Annotated in this window: 18 protein-coding genes and 1 pseudogene; 12 read left to right on the top strand and 7 right to left on the bottom strand. The window is 41.1% G+C overall.

What is annotated here, in order from left to right:
• Positions 1 to 103: 103 nt before the first annotated feature.
• The 7 genes and pseudogenes from M886_RS09550 to M886_RS19115 form a co-directional block, all read right to left on the bottom strand.
• Entirely contained in the window at positions 104 to 700 is a 597-nt protein-coding gene (locus M886_RS09550) for a hypothetical protein (RefSeq protein ID WP_048039800.1), read from the bottom strand.
• A 17-nt stretch (positions 701 to 717) separates the two neighbouring features.
• Entirely contained in the window at positions 718 to 975 is a 258-nt protein-coding gene (locus tag M886_RS19130; protein ID WP_226987595.1) for a hypothetical protein, read from the bottom strand.
• Positions 976 to 1,168: 193 nt separating this feature from the next.
• Positions 1,169 to 1,819, bottom strand: a complete 651-nt coding sequence (locus tag M886_RS19125) for a hypothetical protein (protein WP_052718775.1) — start codon at positions 1,817 to 1,819, stop codon at positions 1,169 to 1,171.
• Positions 1,820 to 2,581: 762 nt separating this feature from the next.
• Positions 2,582 to 2,835 (bottom strand): annotated as a pseudogene (locus tag M886_RS17780) (IS1 family transposase); the annotation flags it as partial.
• A 248-nt stretch (positions 2,836 to 3,083) separates the two neighbouring features.
• Positions 3,084 to 3,422 (bottom strand): DUF948 domain-containing protein, encoded by a 339-nt coding sequence (locus M886_RS09535; RefSeq protein ID WP_015412525.1) that lies wholly within the window; start codon positions 3,420 to 3,422, stop codon positions 3,084 to 3,086.
• A 62-nt stretch (positions 3,423 to 3,484) separates the two neighbouring features.
• Positions 3,485 to 3,973: a zinc-dependent metalloprotease gene (locus M886_RS19120; protein WP_235204021.1), complete on the bottom strand. Its 489-nt coding sequence runs from the start codon at positions 3,971 to 3,973 to the stop codon at positions 3,485 to 3,487.
• A gap of 185 nt (positions 3,974 to 4,158) precedes the next feature.
• Positions 4,159 to 4,383: a hypothetical protein gene (locus M886_RS19115; RefSeq protein WP_235203914.1), complete on the bottom strand. Its 225-nt coding sequence runs from the start codon at positions 4,381 to 4,383 to the stop codon at positions 4,159 to 4,161.
• Positions 4,384 to 4,993: 610 nt separating this feature from the next.
• On the opposite strand from M886_RS19115, the gene M886_RS09525 reads away from it, so the two are divergent.
• From M886_RS09525 to M886_RS09470, 12 genes are all read left to right on the top strand, one after another.
• Positions 4,994 to 5,620, top strand: coding sequence for a magnesium transporter (locus M886_RS09525; RefSeq protein WP_048041102.1), 627 nt, complete (start codon positions 4,994 to 4,996; stop codon positions 5,618 to 5,620).
• A 62-nt stretch (positions 5,621 to 5,682) separates the two neighbouring features.
• Positions 5,683 to 6,195: a magnesium transporter gene (locus M886_RS09520; RefSeq protein WP_048041100.1), complete on the top strand. Its 513-nt coding sequence runs from the start codon at positions 5,683 to 5,685 to the stop codon at positions 6,193 to 6,195.
• A gap of 151 nt (positions 6,196 to 6,346) precedes the next feature.
• Positions 6,347 to 7,546: a potassium channel family protein gene (locus M886_RS09515; protein ID WP_048051080.1), complete on the top strand. Its 1,200-nt coding sequence runs from the start codon at positions 6,347 to 6,349 to the stop codon at positions 7,544 to 7,546.
• Positions 7,547 to 8,063: 517 nt separating this feature from the next.
• On the top strand, positions 8,064 to 8,942 hold the full coding sequence (locus M886_RS09510; protein ID WP_011034326.1) for a DUF362 domain-containing protein: 879 nt from the start codon (positions 8,064 to 8,066) through the stop codon (positions 8,940 to 8,942).
• Positions 8,943 to 9,078: 136 nt separating this feature from the next.
• The gene (locus M886_RS09505; protein ID WP_011034325.1) at positions 9,079 to 9,285 is read left to right on the top strand and encodes a hypothetical protein; all 207 of its coding nucleotides are present in this window, start codon (positions 9,079 to 9,081) and stop codon (positions 9,283 to 9,285) included.
• 374 nt (positions 9,286 to 9,659) lie between these two features.
• A complete protein-coding gene (locus M886_RS09500; RefSeq protein WP_048051079.1) occupies positions 9,660 to 10,244 on the top strand; it encodes a YbhB/YbcL family Raf kinase inhibitor-like protein in 585 nt (194 codons plus the stop codon).
• Positions 10,245 to 10,409: 165 nt separating this feature from the next.
• Positions 10,410 to 10,976 carry a peptide-methionine (S)-S-oxide reductase MsrA gene (gene msrA, locus M886_RS09495; RefSeq protein WP_084685068.1) on the top strand — a complete coding sequence of 189 codons (567 nt, stop codon included), beginning with the start codon at positions 10,410 to 10,412 and terminating at the stop codon, positions 10,974 to 10,976.
• A gap of 169 nt (positions 10,977 to 11,145) precedes the next feature.
• Positions 11,146 to 11,859, top strand: coding sequence for an ABC transporter ATP-binding protein (locus M886_RS09490; protein ID WP_048051078.1), 714 nt, complete (start codon positions 11,146 to 11,148; stop codon positions 11,857 to 11,859).
• Positions 11,860 to 11,953: 94 nt separating this feature from the next.
• A complete protein-coding gene (locus M886_RS09485) occupies positions 11,954 to 12,634 on the top strand; it encodes a heme exporter protein CcmB (protein WP_048051077.1) in 681 nt (226 codons plus the stop codon).
• A gap of 473 nt (positions 12,635 to 13,107) precedes the next feature.
• Positions 13,108 to 13,821, top strand: coding sequence for a cytochrome c biogenesis protein (locus tag M886_RS09480; RefSeq protein ID WP_048051700.1), 714 nt, complete (start codon positions 13,108 to 13,110; stop codon positions 13,819 to 13,821).
• 144 nt (positions 13,822 to 13,965) lie between these two features.
• Positions 13,966 to 15,063 (top strand): NADH:flavin oxidoreductase, encoded by a 1,098-nt coding sequence (locus tag M886_RS09475; RefSeq protein WP_048051076.1) that lies wholly within the window; start codon positions 13,966 to 13,968, stop codon positions 15,061 to 15,063.
• Between the two features lie 385 nt (positions 15,064 to 15,448).
• Positions 15,449 to 16,027, top strand: coding sequence for a helix-turn-helix domain-containing protein (locus tag M886_RS09470; RefSeq protein WP_011034318.1), 579 nt, complete (start codon positions 15,449 to 15,451; stop codon positions 16,025 to 16,027).
• Positions 16,028 to 16,087 lie beyond the last annotated feature (60 nt).

Genomic DNA, 16,087 nt, shown 5'->3' with positions numbered 1-16,087 from the left:
TACTACCAATAATTGTCGGACAACCTCTAAAGGTTGGGATATTCATGACCCTCAGTGCTCCCGTTGTAATAAAAGTGAACCTTTTGATTCAATTTGATTATAGTTAGGTAGTATAATTTTTGAATTGGATATTTGACATAATCTCCCAGATATACAATCCCCCCAATAAAGGTCCTATTAATAACAAGAAAGAAAACAATAACACATAATTAGCCATGCCATAGTAGCTAATCCCTAATATCTCAGTAATAACTATTATGAAAAAAGCTACTACAGGAAATATTTTAAGAGCTTTCATGTTTCGTGTGTCCTTGCATCCAACTGAGCAAGCAAATACATAGTAACTTAATGGTACAGCTACCAATAATAATATCAACATGACTGTTTCTTGAATCGGACCAGAAAAAAACTCGTAATCATGTCCTAAATTCATTTTCATGTGCAAGAGAATTGCCCAAACTCCGACTATTCCAGAACAAATAAACAAAGGCAGACCAGTGATATTCCTGTTCTTTACAATCTTAAATCCAATAACTATCATTGGAAACAGATAGATCACACCTACAACAAAGTGATATAAATTCAGCTTAGGTACAAAAATGTTAACTAAAGTCATTCCAAACATTGACAAACCGAGCCAAATCCAACCAATAAAGAAAAGAGATGCCTCCCATGGCACCTCCTTAAATCTAAACTTCATTTAAAGTTACCCCTTCTTCACATTATATAATCATATAATCCATGGGCATATTTTGCGCACTCTTGGACACACTGGGCAGTATAGTAAGCTACGTAGATGTCTGAGCCAAAATTTTGAGGGTCATTGTACATCTCGGTCCAGATATAGTCAAAATACTGGCTACTATGCTCAGCGTTGTCTTCAACCGCTTCTTCAGGATCAGTTACAGTTATTGATTGAGTATTATACTGCACATAATCCTTAAACTCATATCCTGAAGTCCACTGGCCGTTCACATAATTCTCATAGATGCTATGGTATGTGGTTTCATAAGAGTTCCAAATGTACTGACCACCCTGTTGGATTACTCCATCACTATGGAACGGGATACCCGGATCAATTAGATAATGACTTGAGTAACCAAATCTTTGATGTGCAGTAGACCAATATCCATTATTCACTGCAGAAATGGCTGAATCTGCAAACACATTACCTATCAGGTGCTCCTCCAATATGCAGTGACCCATCTTCATAGTGATTATAATATCTATAGAATGGTTCCGGGTCCATCACACCATTATCTGGGTCGTCAGCTGCATCTTTAGCATAATTCCTATAGGAAGACCCATCACAAGCATAGTAAGCATAGTCCTTATGTGGGGTAGAAAGCCACTTCACGGAGACAGGCTCATAACTTTTCAAAGACTCATTGACTAGCATAGGACCAATCTCACTCATAAATTCATAATCATCTTTGGTGATCTCATCTGGATACCTATCCCAGAGATCTTTGATACCAACTTTATATCTGTCTTTCTCCTTCTCAGAAACATTAAAACCATCAATGTACTTGAAGGTGACAGACCTACTTTCCCCCTGAGTGCCAGCGAAAGCAAGCGCTCTATAAGGCATTGCCTTAACGACGTCCGGTAAAGAAGCCTGTAGCTCCAAGTAATCTACAACTTCCTTCAGTCCTTCTTCACCGAGCTCAGCTTCCAAGGCCTCAATCTTTAACTGAGCAGCATCTTTAGTTAGGTTGGTTTGTTGTTCTTCGACGGAAGCCATTGCTGATGGTATCAACGCCATGCCAACCAGCATTGTCAAAAGAATTAGCCCTATTGTTATTTTGTTCTTAACCATATTTTTTCTCCTGTTTAGCACCCAGGAGGCAGAATAAGGCAAGCTTAAATACACGCAAAGCTAACATAATCACTGCCTCTTAGGGCGCGTTTATGGAGTTCGGGTGACATTGGGAAACTATATTTGAACTCCATAAATTCCTCTTACCTAACTCCTTATAAGTTTTCTGTGTAAACTTCCAAACTATTTCTTTTTCATACGTGTTATGAATCTAAAATTAGTTCGTAATATTTGATTGTTTGATGGTCTGGAGAGAAACTATATATGAGCATATTGACCCAACCCATATTCCAAAGTTTATATAATAGCTCAAGTGTAATAACAAGAAAAAAACCTAATTCGATTGTTATGTTAGGTATTATTAAGTTTAGACCTGATTATTGTAAAAAACACTTAACAAAGCACAATTAATGCTTAACAAAGCACTGCTGAATGAAGAGCTCAAAAAGTTATTAAGAGAAAAGTATCCTGCCCTTTTTGAAGAACTTAGCCAAGATGAACCTTGATTATCCATGTAAGAAATCCTCTCCTACATAACAAATAAATTTCCACAGATTTACTCTTTTGGTACAACCCATTATTTTAATAATTAGGACTTACGCGGTTGAACTGAAAAACAACAGCTCTAAACCTTCAACTGTCTAAATCTGCGATTTAACTGCAAGGTCTATTGATCATGATCTCAATCCTCAAGTGCGTAAGTCCTAATAATATCATTGTTATAATGCAAGCGCATGTCCTCCGAGTCGCAAAGGGATGAATTTCCGTTCCTCTAATGCCAAAAGAGCAGTTGATAAACTTTTTCCCAACTCTATCAACAGCAATCCAGATCCAGCAATATTTTTTTGTTACCGATGTAAGTGTGCATCTCATCCATTTCAACAATAGGCATTTCATTTTCGCTTTTTAGATCTTCTAGCTCCTGACAAAACTTCTATCCATTTTTGGACAGAAACATGACTTACTCCTAAAAATCACCCTATTGAGCGAAATCCTAATCCTTCAAGATAGAGTCGCCAATCAACGCTGTTAGTTAAATAATTCGGGATAAAACAATACACACGCTTGTGTTATGTATTTATATACAACCAGTAAAAAGCAGAACATGGGAAATCTTTCCTGATCATGTTCCTGACTTAACAAGTATCCAGTAGACAAAAACCTTGTAGAGCCTGTAATTGTTCAAAAAGAGAAAAAGGAGTTAAAGATTACACATATCATTTAATTATGCTCAATTTATGCTCAATTACTTCTCACCACTTTATTAATCAGCAGAGTAATAACTTATATGATAATACTCATTATTCAGTTTTATATATTCAGTCTTGTTGTCGCGCATGATGTTAGCAAACTCCGTCATATTCCCATTATGGTCAAAAGGGAGCTTAATATCTTTTCCAGGATTACTTATTGCTTCTTTGACATAGGGGTATTTCTCGATATCTGCTAAACTGAATTCTACATATTTCTCTGGAGTATCTTGAAGTTTATCCGCGCGAACATACGTGCCTGCGCCAGGCTGATAAATCATCAAAAAGAAAATAAGGCATATTACTAGAACCGCAAAAGAAATAGCTGCTAAAATTTTTGTCCTTGCTTTCATTTAATAAACTCTCCAAGCACACTATAAAAATAAATGTAGGATTAAATCCTGCATGAAACGATTTAAAAAATATTTCTATTAGTTTCGATAATTTGATCGCAATTACTGCACCAATTATCTGTTGACATCATAAACGTGTATGTCATTATGCATGTTGGACCAGCATATCCATGATCTCGACAATCATAGCTGTGTGACGCTTCATGCTGTGCAACATGCCAATCCCAACCTGAAGTTATTTGATGTTGCATTATCCATGCACCAGTTAGATACTCAGAATAACCTCTATTACTTAATCCCTGATCACTGAAAACGGCAAGCATATCCATGCCTTGATGATTAGAATTCCATCCAGTTTCACTTTTTGCTTCATTGAGAAGTAAAACGACATCATCTGTATTGTCATTACTATCCCATATTGAATATTTGCCTACAACAAAATCTATATTATGGTCGTTGTAGAATGCGTTGTCAGCATTTTCGATGGTGTTGTATGCTTGAGTCTGCCAGTTATTTCCGAAAGTACTCCGGTACTCTTTATCTGCAACTATCCAAACATTAACTGTATTTGTTGTCGTTGTTGCTTTGGTTGAGGTTTGTTGACTAATATTTCTTGATGTAAAATTTTCTATTACTGCCTTTTTATATCTTCAGGATAATTAGTAGGGAGATTTTCCAAATCCTTAAGGCTTTCAATCTGTACAGGTTTAACTTTTAGATCTTCCTCAATCATTTTTCATACTGTTTCATTTTGTTCAGCAAGGGCGCGACGTTCATCCCCGCTAAGCCGATTTAACTCGTCACCTTTTTCAAACCAAGGATCAGGGACAGATATATTATCTTGATTCTCTTTTTCCGTAATATTCTGTTGCACCTCTACTGCACTCACTGGTGGTATCAATGCCATGCCAACCAGCATTGTCAAAAGAATTACTCCTATTGTTATTTTGTTCTTAACCATATTTTTTCTCCTGTTTAGCACCCAGGAGGCAGAATAAGGCAAGCTTAAATACACGCAAAGCTAACATAATCACTGCCTCTTAGGGCGTATTTTATGGAGTTCGGGTGACATTGGGAAACTACATTTGAACTCCATAAATTCCTCTTACCTAACTCCTTATAAGTTTTCTGTCCATTCCATCAAACTATCTTGTTTTCATACTCGTTTTGAATCTGAAATTATTCCCTGAACTTTGATTGTTTGATGGTCTGGAGAGAAATTATATATATGAGCATATTGACCTAACTCATATTCAAATGTTTATATAATAGCTCAAGTGTGACGACAAAGAGAGATCTAAGTAGATTCTTATGTAAGCTATTATTAAGTTTAGACTTGAGTATTGAAAAAAACACTTAATAAAGCACAATTAACGCTTAACAAAGCATTATTGAATGAAGGACTTAAAAAACCATTAAGAGAAATATTATACTCTTTTTGAAGAACTTAGTCAAGATGAACCTTGATTATCTATGCAAGAAAACCTTTATAATAACAAAGAAATTTTCCACCGACTCTTTTTTTGAATGTTACCTATTATTTTAATAATATCAGCGTATAATACAACCGCATGTCCTCCGAGTCGCAAAGGGATGAGGATATCTTCGAATCCCAGTATATAGACATGTACCTCAGCGAGTACGCGAGTATTTCTTCAATCGTACGCGAGGCGCTGCCTTTTGAACTTCTTGCGACTGTTGGAGGAGTTATTGCAGGGATTATCCTTTCAAAGATGACAAACGAACTTGAGATGATTCCAGGACTACTTGTAATTTATCCGGGTGTGCTTGGGCTGCGCGGAAATATTTCCTCTACTCTGGGCTCAAGGCTCGGCAGTGCGATCCACATGGGTCTTATCACGGATATTGACAGGAATAACCCTGAACTTGTAAACAACATTTCAGGATCTCTTCTCCTTGGCTTTATTATGGCTATCCTGCTCGGAGTTTTAGGGCATTTTGTCACCCTTGCCCTGGGATTTGAAAGTGCCGGCATCTTTAAGCTTATACTCATCTGTGCAATTTCGGCACTTACTTCCGGAGTGATCCTCTCTTTTGTTGCCGTCCTGCTTGCCATAGGCACTTTCAGGTTCGGTTTTGACCCGGATAATGTTGTAACCCCTTCAATTGCAACCATCGGGGATATTGTCTCCATGCTCATGCTCTTCCTGTCTGCAAAACTGGTGGTGATGCTCTGAAAAAATCCAGGAAACAGACCAGCTACTACACCGTAGAAGGCATCATCCGGCGCGGGCTTCCCGTGCTTACCATAACATGCGTAATGGGCATTATTGTAGGGCAGATCCTCAATACAAGAGAAAACAGCCTGCTTTCTATGCCTGCTATTCTTATTCTTATCCCTTCTCTGGTCAAAATCGGTGGGGACACCGGAAGCATGCTTGGTGCAAGGCTTTCCTCTGCCTTTCACATGGGGCTTGGAGACAGGATCTACAGAAACCCTGTGGTGCACAACAGTGTTATTGCAGCTGCGATTGTGGGTTTCGTTTCTTCAATTTTTGTCAGTATGCTGGTTTTCCTTGCAAGCAAGCTTATGGGTTTCGGAATGCCTTTCATTACCCTTCTGGGAATCAGCCTTATAGCAGTCGTAATAGAACTCACCGTCGTATATTCAGCAACAGTTGCCATTGCCTTTGCTTCCCACCGTTTCGGGATGGACCCTGACGATACTGTAATACCTTTCATAGCAAGTCTCGGAGACCTCGTAGGTGTCATCGGGATCTTCATAGCCCTGCATTTACTGAACATTTTATAAACCAGATATGACTTTAATAGTTCCATTTTTATTGAGCACATTATTATTCAAATTATCAGGCTTCCCGACAGGGAATAATTCGAAAATTAATAATTACTATGAGGTATATACCCATAAATACCAACAATAAGGTAGAGTTGATACATAGACCATGTTCCCTAAAGAATTCAGATACAGTCCAAGGAATCTGATAGACCTTTTGACTGAGATGAAGGATACTTCCGAACTCATGGTAGACCTGGCGTACTCCGCAATGGTCTATGATGATGAGGATATTGCAGAAGAAGTGCTTAACCTTGAAGATAAAATGGATACTCTCGACTATCATATGAAAATGGCTGCAATGTTAAGCACACGCAGGGTAGATGAAGCTGAAGAACTCCTGGGAGTCCTCAAGGTAGCCGCTTCCTCCGAGAATATAGCAAATGCTGCAGGTGATATTGCCAAAATTGTCCTTATGAATATGGGCATTCCCATGGAATTGAAGGTAGCCCTCAGAGAGGCAGAAGAAACCATAGTCAGGGCAACCGTTGCTGCAGAATCCGTAATGGTCGGGCGTACTCTTGGAGACCTCGAACTTGACATAGAGACCGGGATGTGGATAATTGCAATCCGCAGAAGTGAAGACTGGATCTATGACCCTGATACTGAGACCCGGATTCGCCAGGGAGACGTGTTATTTGCAAGAGGGCACGATGAGGGTGTCCCTCTATTCTTCCAGATGGCAACTACAAAAAAGTTCATCCCGAGGGAAATCGAGCACGATAAGGTCATAAAAGACCTCGAGCATGCCGTGGACATAATCGTGGACATGAAAAATATGTCTGAACTTTCTGTAGGGCTTGCATACTCTGCCATCCTTTTTGATAACGAAGACATTGCATACGAAGTAAGTGCACTGGAATCAGAAATGGATTCCATGAAGTACGAACTCCAGCACTGGGTACTTGAAACCGCAAAGCATGTTGATGATGTAAACATCCTAAGGGGAATACTGCACCTTGCCAGTGCCTCGGAAGCGATTTCAGACGCCGCCTACGGGATAGCAGATACTGTGCTCAGGGACATAGAGCTCCACCCGATCATCACCCTTGCAGTCCGCAACTCGGAAGAGGTGATCACACGGCTCCAGGTCGAAAAATGCTCCCCAATTGTAGGCAAAACCTTCTCTGAACTGAGACTGGAAACCGAAACGGGACTGCATGTGATGGCGATAAAAAGAGCTGAACGCTGGGTCTATGCCCCCAAAAGCAACACCGTTGTCCAGGCAGGGGACATGCTCATTGCCCGTGGCTCACGAATAGGAGAAGGTGCTCTGATAGAGATGTGCGAGTGCAAGTTACGCCAGTAAAAACCAGACTGTGATTCGGGACCGCACGGAATTGAAGATTTTCCGGGGATTGCAATATAATCGCAACAGTACGCCGTTCTTTTCGGCAGAGTTGCGGCTCTGCAGTACGCTGTCCTTTTCGCTTCGCTCAAGAGGTCTAACTTCTGGTTTTCGAAACGAGCTTCAGTCGAAAGGACCACCTTATAAGCATAAAGCGAATATCTAGCTCAGGTGAACTGATTCGAGTGTTGGTTAAACAAATTCTCAACAGGCTGCAGTCAAGAGGCTAAATTATATTTTCTCTTGGGCTTACAACTTTTTTACCGTTTTTCAAATAGCTTGAAAGCACTTATTTTAACCGTGGATTAAAAAGTAATTTCTGGAAGAACAAATTATTAATTATTTAGTGTTTTTTATAAAATGAGATTACTCAAACCGGTGTCACTGGCAGATTATTTTTAATCGGACTTCAAAGCGGCTATAGAAATTATACGATGTTTTTATACCTCGGGTTACAATTACTTTATAGGAATTCGATATGGTAACAATTGGGCTTTCGAGAGACAAGGATGTCCTGAAGTCAGTAAGGACAGCAGTGGAGCTTGCAGGAGGACTTGGAATCAAAGAAGGGGATACAGTATTGATCCGACCCAATGCAAATACTGCGGATCCTGCTCCTGGATCGACAAGTCCTGAGGTTTTGAGGGGCGCGATAAGGGAGGTAAAAAGATACAATCCGGGAAAAATAATTGTGGCTGAGAAGTCGATGACGACCCTGGATACTGAAAAAGTGCTTAAAAAACTGGGGTTATGGCAGGTAGCAGAGGGGGAAGGGGTTGATGAGATCCTGACATTCGACCACCTGAAACGTGAACATGTCGAGCCAGAGAAGGCTTATTCCTGGCCTTTTGGATTTGATGTGCCTGAATTTCTGGGATCTGTGGATTACACAATCGCTCTTCCGGTAATCAAGACCCACTGGACTGCTATATTTACAATGGGACTCAAATCCCAGATAAGCATAACCGCAGACAGAGACAGGAGGCAACTCCCTCACGGGCAGGGTATGGATATGCTTTTCGGAAATATGATTGCCGAGTCCAACCTTGTTTATAAGCCTGATTTCTATATATCGGATGCTACAAAGTGCTTTGTGACCGAAGGTCCGAATACAGGTACTTTGCGGGAACCGGGGATTGTCCTTGCAAGCCCGGATGTGATTGCAAATGATGTTACAGGGCTTGCCCTCCTTAAAACACTGGGCACGGTTCCGAAAATCCAGAGAAATTCAGTCTGGGCTCAGCCCCAGATAAAAAGGGCTGTAGAACTGGGGCTGGGAGTGAAAAACAGGGAAGAAATCACGGTAAAGGGCTTGGGAATTGAAGAGATAAATAAAATTATCGCCAGTCTTGCCTGATCCATCTTTCATTGCAGGGTCTGATTGCCTTGGGAGTCCGAAAGATAATCTGAATATTCAATGCCATTCAAATATGCTGATATATCACCATAATTTATTTATTTTCGACGATACCATAGATAATAGGGGTGATTCTATGAAATGTGAAGCATGTGGAAGAGAAAGCGATACTAAATACTGCAACGACTGCGGCAAAGTTATGGACGAAGTTGTAAGGCGTGTAGGAGAAGCTCGATGGGCGGCAATAGATGATTGTTCGTTTATTTATCCGCTTGTACAGCGTGTGGGCAGAGGAGAGGCAACTGTCAACGATATTATCCAGGCTCTTGACGTCGAGGACTGATTTATCCCGCCGGCAGGAACAGGCTTTACATGAAAAGGCTTAAAAACTGATCCTGAACCACATTTTATTTTTAAAACCTTTTAGGTTACCGGAGGTGTTCAGGGTAGCTGGAGCCTGAGAATTCCGTAGAATGATTTAACTGAGAATTCTGGAAATGGTTTAAACTTCAGAGAGACAGAAAATAAATCCGGTTAATCAGGCTAAATCACTTTTCGAAACACCAGAGTTAAGGTCAATATAAAAATAGTCCGGGCTCTGGACTTTTATTTCAATTTCAAGCTGGGCATAGGATAAAATCCTTAAAGTTATATCTCTTCAGCCTTAATATTATAATGTCAGGCAATTTTCTCTGAGCGCAGGGACTGGTGCTGTACATGAACAGAAAAGCCGGAGCAGTTGTTTTAATATGCCTGTTTGCAGGAGTGATCCTGGTTCCGGGGTGTATTAACAAACAGCATGTAGAACAGCCTGTAAATAATGAGTCTTCCGATGCCGGCAAAGGGGATGAGAGTGTGGACATCCAGGTAATAAAGGTTTTTAGCAGCGTGTTTGAATCAAACAGTACTATCCCCAGGAAATATACATGCAATGGGGAAAACATAAATCCGCCTCTGGAATTTGCAGATATTCCCGAGGAAACTGAAAGTCTGGTACTGATCATGGACGATCCTGATTCCCCCATGAATCCATTTACTCACTGGATCGTCTGGAATATTGAACCGGTGGCGAAAATAGAAGAGGACAGCATCCCTGGGATTGAAGGGATGAATAACTTCAGAAAGATTGGTTACGGCGGCCCCTGCCCTTCATCAGGCACTCACAGATACTTTTTCAAAGTTTATGCTCTGGACAGGAAGCTTGAGCTAAAAGCAGGGTCCGGAAGAAAAGAACTTGAAAGCGAGATGATAGGGCATATTATTGCCGAAGGGGAACTGATGGGAAAATACGGAAAGACCTGATCAGAGAAAAAGTCGATTTTCAAGTAAAATAGATTATAAACTATATTATTGGCGGTATATCCTGATCAAAAGATTATACTCAATGTTTTGATCACATGATATACCTGAAATATAATTGTCCTTTAACATATCTGATTTTATTGAAGCTTCAAGGGGGGGAAGACGGTGGAAGAAAAGACAGACGCCGAACAGAGAAACGCAACATCTGAAGAGGATACTGAGATATTTGAAAATCCTAGAGAAGGTTTGGAAAAAGCGACCTTTGCAGCAGGCTGCTTCTGGGGAATTGAAGAGGCATTCCGGCAGATTAAAGGTGTGGTTGCAACTGCAGTTGGCTATAGCGGAGGGCATTTTAAAAGACCTACCTATGAGCAGGTCTGTACCCTTAATACCGGACATGCAGAAGCCGTAAGGGTTATTTTCGATCCTGAAATAGTCTCATATAAGACCCTTCTGGACGTTTTCTGGAAGATCCATGACCCGACGACAAAAGACAGGCAGGGACCTGATGTAGGAAAACAGTACCGTTCCGTGATCTTTTACCACAGCGACGAGCAAAAGGCTGCTGCCCTTGCTTCAAAAGAAGAACTGGAAAAGTCAGGGGCTTTCAAAAATCCAGTAATAACCGAGATAGTGCCGGTTTCCGAATTTTATATGGCAGAAGACTATCACCAGCAGTATTTTGAAAAAAAAGGATTTTTACAGAATATATTCAGGAGCTTTAAAAAATAATTCTGAAAACAGGTTACAGGGACGAAAAAAGCTGGATAAGAGCTTTACATAACCATAACCTGGTGAAAAGCCAGTCCAGAAGAGATGCATGAAAACGTAACACAGACTACACAAAGTAACACAGGCTACACAAAAAGATTAATTTAGAGGGATCTTTAAAGTAATTCAGGTGGAAAACGCAGTTTCGATAAGGAAGCTATCAAAGGTTTTCGGGAAAAATCCTGTCCTGAAATCCCTTGACCTCGACCTCGAAAAAGGTGAATTTGCGGTTATTTTCGGCCCTAACGGGGCTGGGAAAACTACCCTTTTAAAGCTGATTTCAACCCTGATAACACCTACCGAAGGTTCTGTTTTCGTTTCAGGTTTTAATGTAGTAGAAGAGCCTGAAAAAGCCCGCAGAGAAATAGGTCTGCTTTCTCACGAATCTTACCTTTATGGAGAATTAAGCGCAAAAGAAAACCTGCGTTTTTTTGGCCAGATGTATGGAATCAAAGCCCAGGAACTCGAAGAGAGGATATCAAGCCTCCTGGAAGATACAGGGCTTGTGGCAAAAAAAGACGAACGGGTCAGTACTTTTTCAAGAGGAATGAAACAGAGGCTTTCAATTGCAAGGGCTCTGCTTCACAGGCCTTCAATCCTCCTTCTGGACGAACCCTATACCGGCCTGGACCCGGGAGCTTCTCTAGTTTTCGAAAATCTTATTAAAAGCCTGGAGTTCCAGAAAAGTACAAAATTAATGGTTTCTCACGACCTTGAAAGAGGGTTTGCACTCTCCAGCAGACTCCTTATCCTGAACAAAGGAAAATTTGTGTACGACGGGATTAAAAAAGACTTCTCAAGGTATGAAGACTTCAAAGAAAAATGCAGCTCCATGCTGACCTGAAGCAGGAAGATGCTAAAAAAGGGATGAATGAAAATAGAAGAAGTGAATAAAAGAAGTGGAAAAAGGACAGAAGAAGTGAAAAAAGGAGATAAAAATGATCCGGAGCTTTTATATCGCTGCAAAAGATCTTAAAGCCGAGTTTCGGACAAAACAGATGCTTAACTCAATGTTTATTTTTTCTCTTCTTGTGCTTGTGGTCTTCAGCATCTCTTTTGGAGATTTTCTGGGAGACGGTGAGAAAGTAGAGAAACTGGCTCCAGGAGTCCTCTGGATCGCTTTCACCTTTGCGGGAATGCTCGGACTTTCAAGAACCTTTGCCATGGAAACAGAAAACGGCTGCCTTGAAGCCCTTATGCTCTGCCCCACTGACAGAAGTGCGATCTATACAGGAAAAATCCTCTCCAGCCTTGTGATAGTGTTTATCATGGAAGCGGTGACCCTTCCTTTCTTTATCATACTCTTCAATTACAGCCTGGATAGTCAGACCACATTACTTCTCCTGATTATTCTTTTTCTCGGGACTTCAGGGTTTATTGCTGTCGGAACTCTGCTCTCTGCCCTTACCCTGGGAACCCGCACCAGAGAACTTCTCCTGCCTGTCCTTCTCCTGCCTTTAATCCTGCCAGTTATCATCCCTGCTGTGGAGGCAACCGCCGGAGTTCTTGCCGGAAACGGCATTGAAAATTTAATTCCAGAAATAAGATTACTTGCTGTTTACGACCTGGTATTCTTTGCAGTTTCGAACCTGGTCTTTGAATATGTGATTTCTGACTGAGATATTTCAACAGGAAAAAGAGGAAAAATAGAAGACTAAGAGAAAAAAGGAAATAAAAAACTGAGAGAAAAAAAAGTAAATAGAAGACTGAGAGGAAAAAAGAAAATAGAAGATAATTCAAGACAATGAGTAAAACCGAATCAACAACAGAATCAATATGAATCAATAACAGAAACAACATAGAATCAATAACAGAAACAACATAGAATCAATAACAGAAACAACATAGAATCAATAACAGAAACAACATAGAATCAATAACAGAAACAACATAGAATCAATAACAGAAACAACATAGAATCAATAACAGAAACAACATAGAATCAATAACAGAAGCAATATAAAATCAATAATAGTGCAGTAAACCGGTATATTCTCCATTTGCTATAGATACAGATGCTTTCTTTGCGTCCGTTGATGAACTGTGCTCAGAATTAACTTCATCAGTATTTAATTTAATAAATGTGAACAAAATGGCCTTAAATTCCAGAAAAACCGGAGTGCTGGCAGGTGCAACTGCCTGCATAATGCTTCTTTCGATGTACATGCTCTTTTTTTACCTGCCCCCTATCAGGGACGAATCCGGGGAGGTTCTGAGCGGCAGCTTCAGGATCTTTTTCTTCCACATGCCAGTAGCAGTCATTGCCTATCTGGCTTTTGGAGCCGTATTTGTTGCAAGTATTTTCTACCTGATGAAAAGATCTTTTAAATGGGATATTTATGCCCGCTCGGCTGCAGAGGTGGGAGTTCTGTTTTCTTTCCTTGTGCTGGTCACCGGGTCTATATGGGCAAAAGACGCCTGGGGCTGGTACTGGATCTGGGATGTCAGACTGACCACATCTCTTGTCCTTTTTCTTGTTTACCTTGCCTATAACATGCTAAGAAAAGCCCTTGAAGAGCCTGAAAAAAGAGCAAGGCTTTCAGCAGTCTTCGGGATTTTAGCTTTCCTTTCCGTGCCCCTGAGTTTTTTTTCAATAAGGCTCTGGCGCTCGGCTCATCCCCTCATGTTTGGAGGAAGTATGGGAGAAAACGGAGGAGGACTTGAAGGGACATCGCTCCAGCTGACTTTGATTGTAAATTTCATAGCTTATTTCCTGCTTTTCCTTACCCTTTTCTATGTAAAAGTGCAGAATGAGAAGGCAAAAGAGGAGATTGACGCACGCATATCTGTCGGATTAGAAACCTGATTTCTAATGGTCTGTTTTTTCTTTTTTCAAAAAAAGTCGCATAAGGCCAGGTTTTGCAGCTAATCCGGGCCGTTCAGAGAAATTGCATCTTACTATCCGGGAATCCGGGATAATTATTTACCTTTCCCTCGCCTATTTTTTCTCATGATTTTTGACCCTATCACAGTCTGTAACATGGAACTTCAAAACCGCTTTGTAAGGTCCGCAACGCACGAGTTTATGGCAGAAAAAGATGGGACTCCAACTTCCAGGCTCGGAGATCTCTATGAGGAACTTGCAAGAAGTGAAGTCGGGTTGATAGTAACCGGCTATTCCTGTATCCATCCGTGCGGGTGGAGTGATGCCAACCAGCAGGGAATTTATGATGACCGTTTCATCGAGCCTTACAGGAGAATTACTGAGAGGGTACATAAATACAGGAGCAGGATAGTGCTCCAGATAGTGCATGGAGGGAGGCAGGCAGACGTTTCCCAGAAAAATCCTGTCCCCATAGCTCCCTCGGCGGTCAAAGACGGGCATTCTGCAACTGTCCCGAAAGAAATGACAGAAGAAGAAATCCTGATAGTAATAGAGGCATTCACACAGGCAGCTGTGCGGGCAAAAAAGGCAGGCTTTGACGGGGTTCAGCTTCACTGTGCCCATGGCTTCCTGTTAAGCAACTTCATTTCTCCTTACACAAACAGGCGGACTGACAGGTGGGGAGGGTCCGTAGAAAACCGGGCAAGAATAGTAACAGAGATTGTCAGGCGCATAAAAGAGGAGACATGCAGCAACTTTCCCATCTTTGTCAAAATGAATGCAACAGACGGTTTCCAGCCCGGAACGGCAAAAGCAGAACTTGGGCTTACCATATCTCAGGCTATGGAAACTGCAAAACTTCTGGAAAAGGCAGGCGTATGTGCAATCGAGGTAAGTGGTGGGATAAGCGAAGCAGGCGGGGTGACTATAAAGACTGCGATCAATTCCCCTTCTAAAGAGGCTTACTTTAAAGAATATTCAAAAAATATAAAGAGCGCAGTGAGTATTCCTGTTATCCTCGTTGGAGGGATCAGGTCTCTTTCCGTGATGGAGGAGCTTCTTAAGAATGGATTTTCAGACCTTATATCTATGAGCAGGGCATTCATCAGCGAACCGGATCTTATTTTAAAACTTAAATCTGGAGAGGCTGAAAAGGCAAGATGCGTATCCTGCAACCTGTGTTTTGACCCGGAAGGAATAAGGTGCAATTTCGAGTTTGATTGATCCTGAAATCTAGCTATTTTCACTTTACAGGTTTTCTTTTCCTTTTTCTGACCAGATCCTCTTTTGTTTTTCTCTTTCCTTTTTGTATTTTCCCGTCTCGAAAAAGAAATTATTATTAAAGTTCAGGGCTAATTTTAAGATTAGGGGGCAGATTTATCGAAAATTATAGTCTGATGATTTTTTCTTTTTACCGATATCTTTTAAATATTTTTTAATTTTGAGTTTACAATAATCTTCGGATTATTACCCGGAAAAGTGAGCCTGAACGTATATTTTTTATAATAGGTCTGTGCAAAAGAGATAAGCTTTACAGGCTGTTTACAGGGACTCTGGTTTACATTTTTCTGCCAGGTCCCCCAAGAGAAAAATGTTGAGGTAGAAAATTATGTCAGAAGAGAACCGTGTCGGCAGTAAGATACGCCAGCTTAGAGAAGCCCGGGATATGACTGTTGAAGAACTGGCTGAAGCCAGTCAGAGCAGCTCTGAGTTAATCCAGCAGCTAGAAAACGGAGCCCTTGTTCCGTCTTTGACCCCTCTTTTAAAGATTGCCAGGGCTTTAGGCGTCCGCCTCGGCACTTTTCTGGACGACATGCCCCAGAGCGGACCTGTACTGGTGAGGTCAGGGCTATCTGAAAACGTGGTCCGTTTTTCCGGAAAGACTGAGAGGCCAAAGAAAAGCGCCCTTGAGTTTTACTCCCTTGCTTCGGATAAAGCAGACCGTCATATGGAGCCTTTCATTATTGATATCCACCCTTCCCCTGAAGAAAGCCATACGCTCTCATCTCATGAAGGAGAGGAGTTCATCTATGTACTTTCCGGGGAAATTGAAATTTTTTACGGGAAAGACGTTCACAGGCTGAGTGAAGGGGACAGCATTTATTACGATTCCATTGTCCCGCACGATGTTCACGCAGCAGGAAAAGAGGATGCCCGCATAATGGCTGTAGTCTATGCTCCTCTCTGACATTTAGAGTTGTGAGAGAACAGGCTATGACTTAATTGATGACTGGAAAAGCAAATTTAG

Source organism: Methanosarcina soligelidi (assembly GCF_000744315.1).
GTDB classification, from domain to species: domain Archaea; phylum Halobacteriota; class Methanosarcinia; order Methanosarcinales; family Methanosarcinaceae; genus Methanosarcina; species Methanosarcina mazei.
This window is presented reverse-complemented; position numbering and strand designations above follow the sequence as displayed.

Bases quoted from the DNA above. Each gene is read 5' to 3' on its own strand.
- M886_RS09550 (WP_048039800.1), bottom strand. From the start codon at position 700: ATGAAGTTTAGATTTAAGGAGGTGCCATGGGAGGCATCTCTTTTCTTT.
- M886_RS19125 (WP_052718775.1), bottom strand. From the start codon at position 1,819: ATGGTTAAGAACAAAATAACAATAGGGCTAATTCTTTTGACAATGCTG.
- M886_RS09535 (WP_015412525.1), bottom strand. From the start codon at position 3,422: ATGAAAGCAAGGACAAAAATTTTAGCAGCTATTTCTTTTGCGGTTCTA.
- M886_RS19115 (WP_235203914.1), bottom strand. From the start codon at position 4,383: ATGGTTAAGAACAAAATAACAATAGGAGTAATTCTTTTGACAATGCTG.
- M886_RS09525 (WP_048041102.1), top strand. From the start codon at position 4,994: ATGTCCTCCGAGTCGCAAAGGGATGAGGATATCTTCGAATCCCAGTAT.
- M886_RS09515 (WP_048051080.1), top strand. From the start codon at position 6,347: ATGTTCCCTAAAGAATTCAGATACAGTCCAAGGAATCTGATAGACCTT.
- M886_RS09510 (WP_011034326.1), top strand. From the start codon at position 8,064: ATGGTAACAATTGGGCTTTCGAGAGACAAGGATGTCCTGAAGTCAGTA.
- M886_RS09505 (WP_011034325.1), top strand. From the start codon at position 9,079: ATGAAATGTGAAGCATGTGGAAGAGAAAGCGATACTAAATACTGCAAC.
- M886_RS09500 (WP_048051079.1), top strand. From the start codon at position 9,660: ATGAACAGAAAAGCCGGAGCAGTTGTTTTAATATGCCTGTTTGCAGGA.
- M886_RS09485 (WP_048051077.1), top strand. From the start codon at position 11,954: ATGATCCGGAGCTTTTATATCGCTGCAAAAGATCTTAAAGCCGAGTTT.
- M886_RS09480 (WP_048051700.1), top strand. From the start codon at position 13,108: ATGGCCTTAAATTCCAGAAAAACCGGAGTGCTGGCAGGTGCAACTGCC.
- M886_RS09475 (WP_048051076.1), top strand. From the start codon at position 13,966: ATGATTTTTGACCCTATCACAGTCTGTAACATGGAACTTCAAAACCGC.
- M886_RS09470 (WP_011034318.1), top strand. From the start codon at position 15,449: ATGTCAGAAGAGAACCGTGTCGGCAGTAAGATACGCCAGCTTAGAGAA.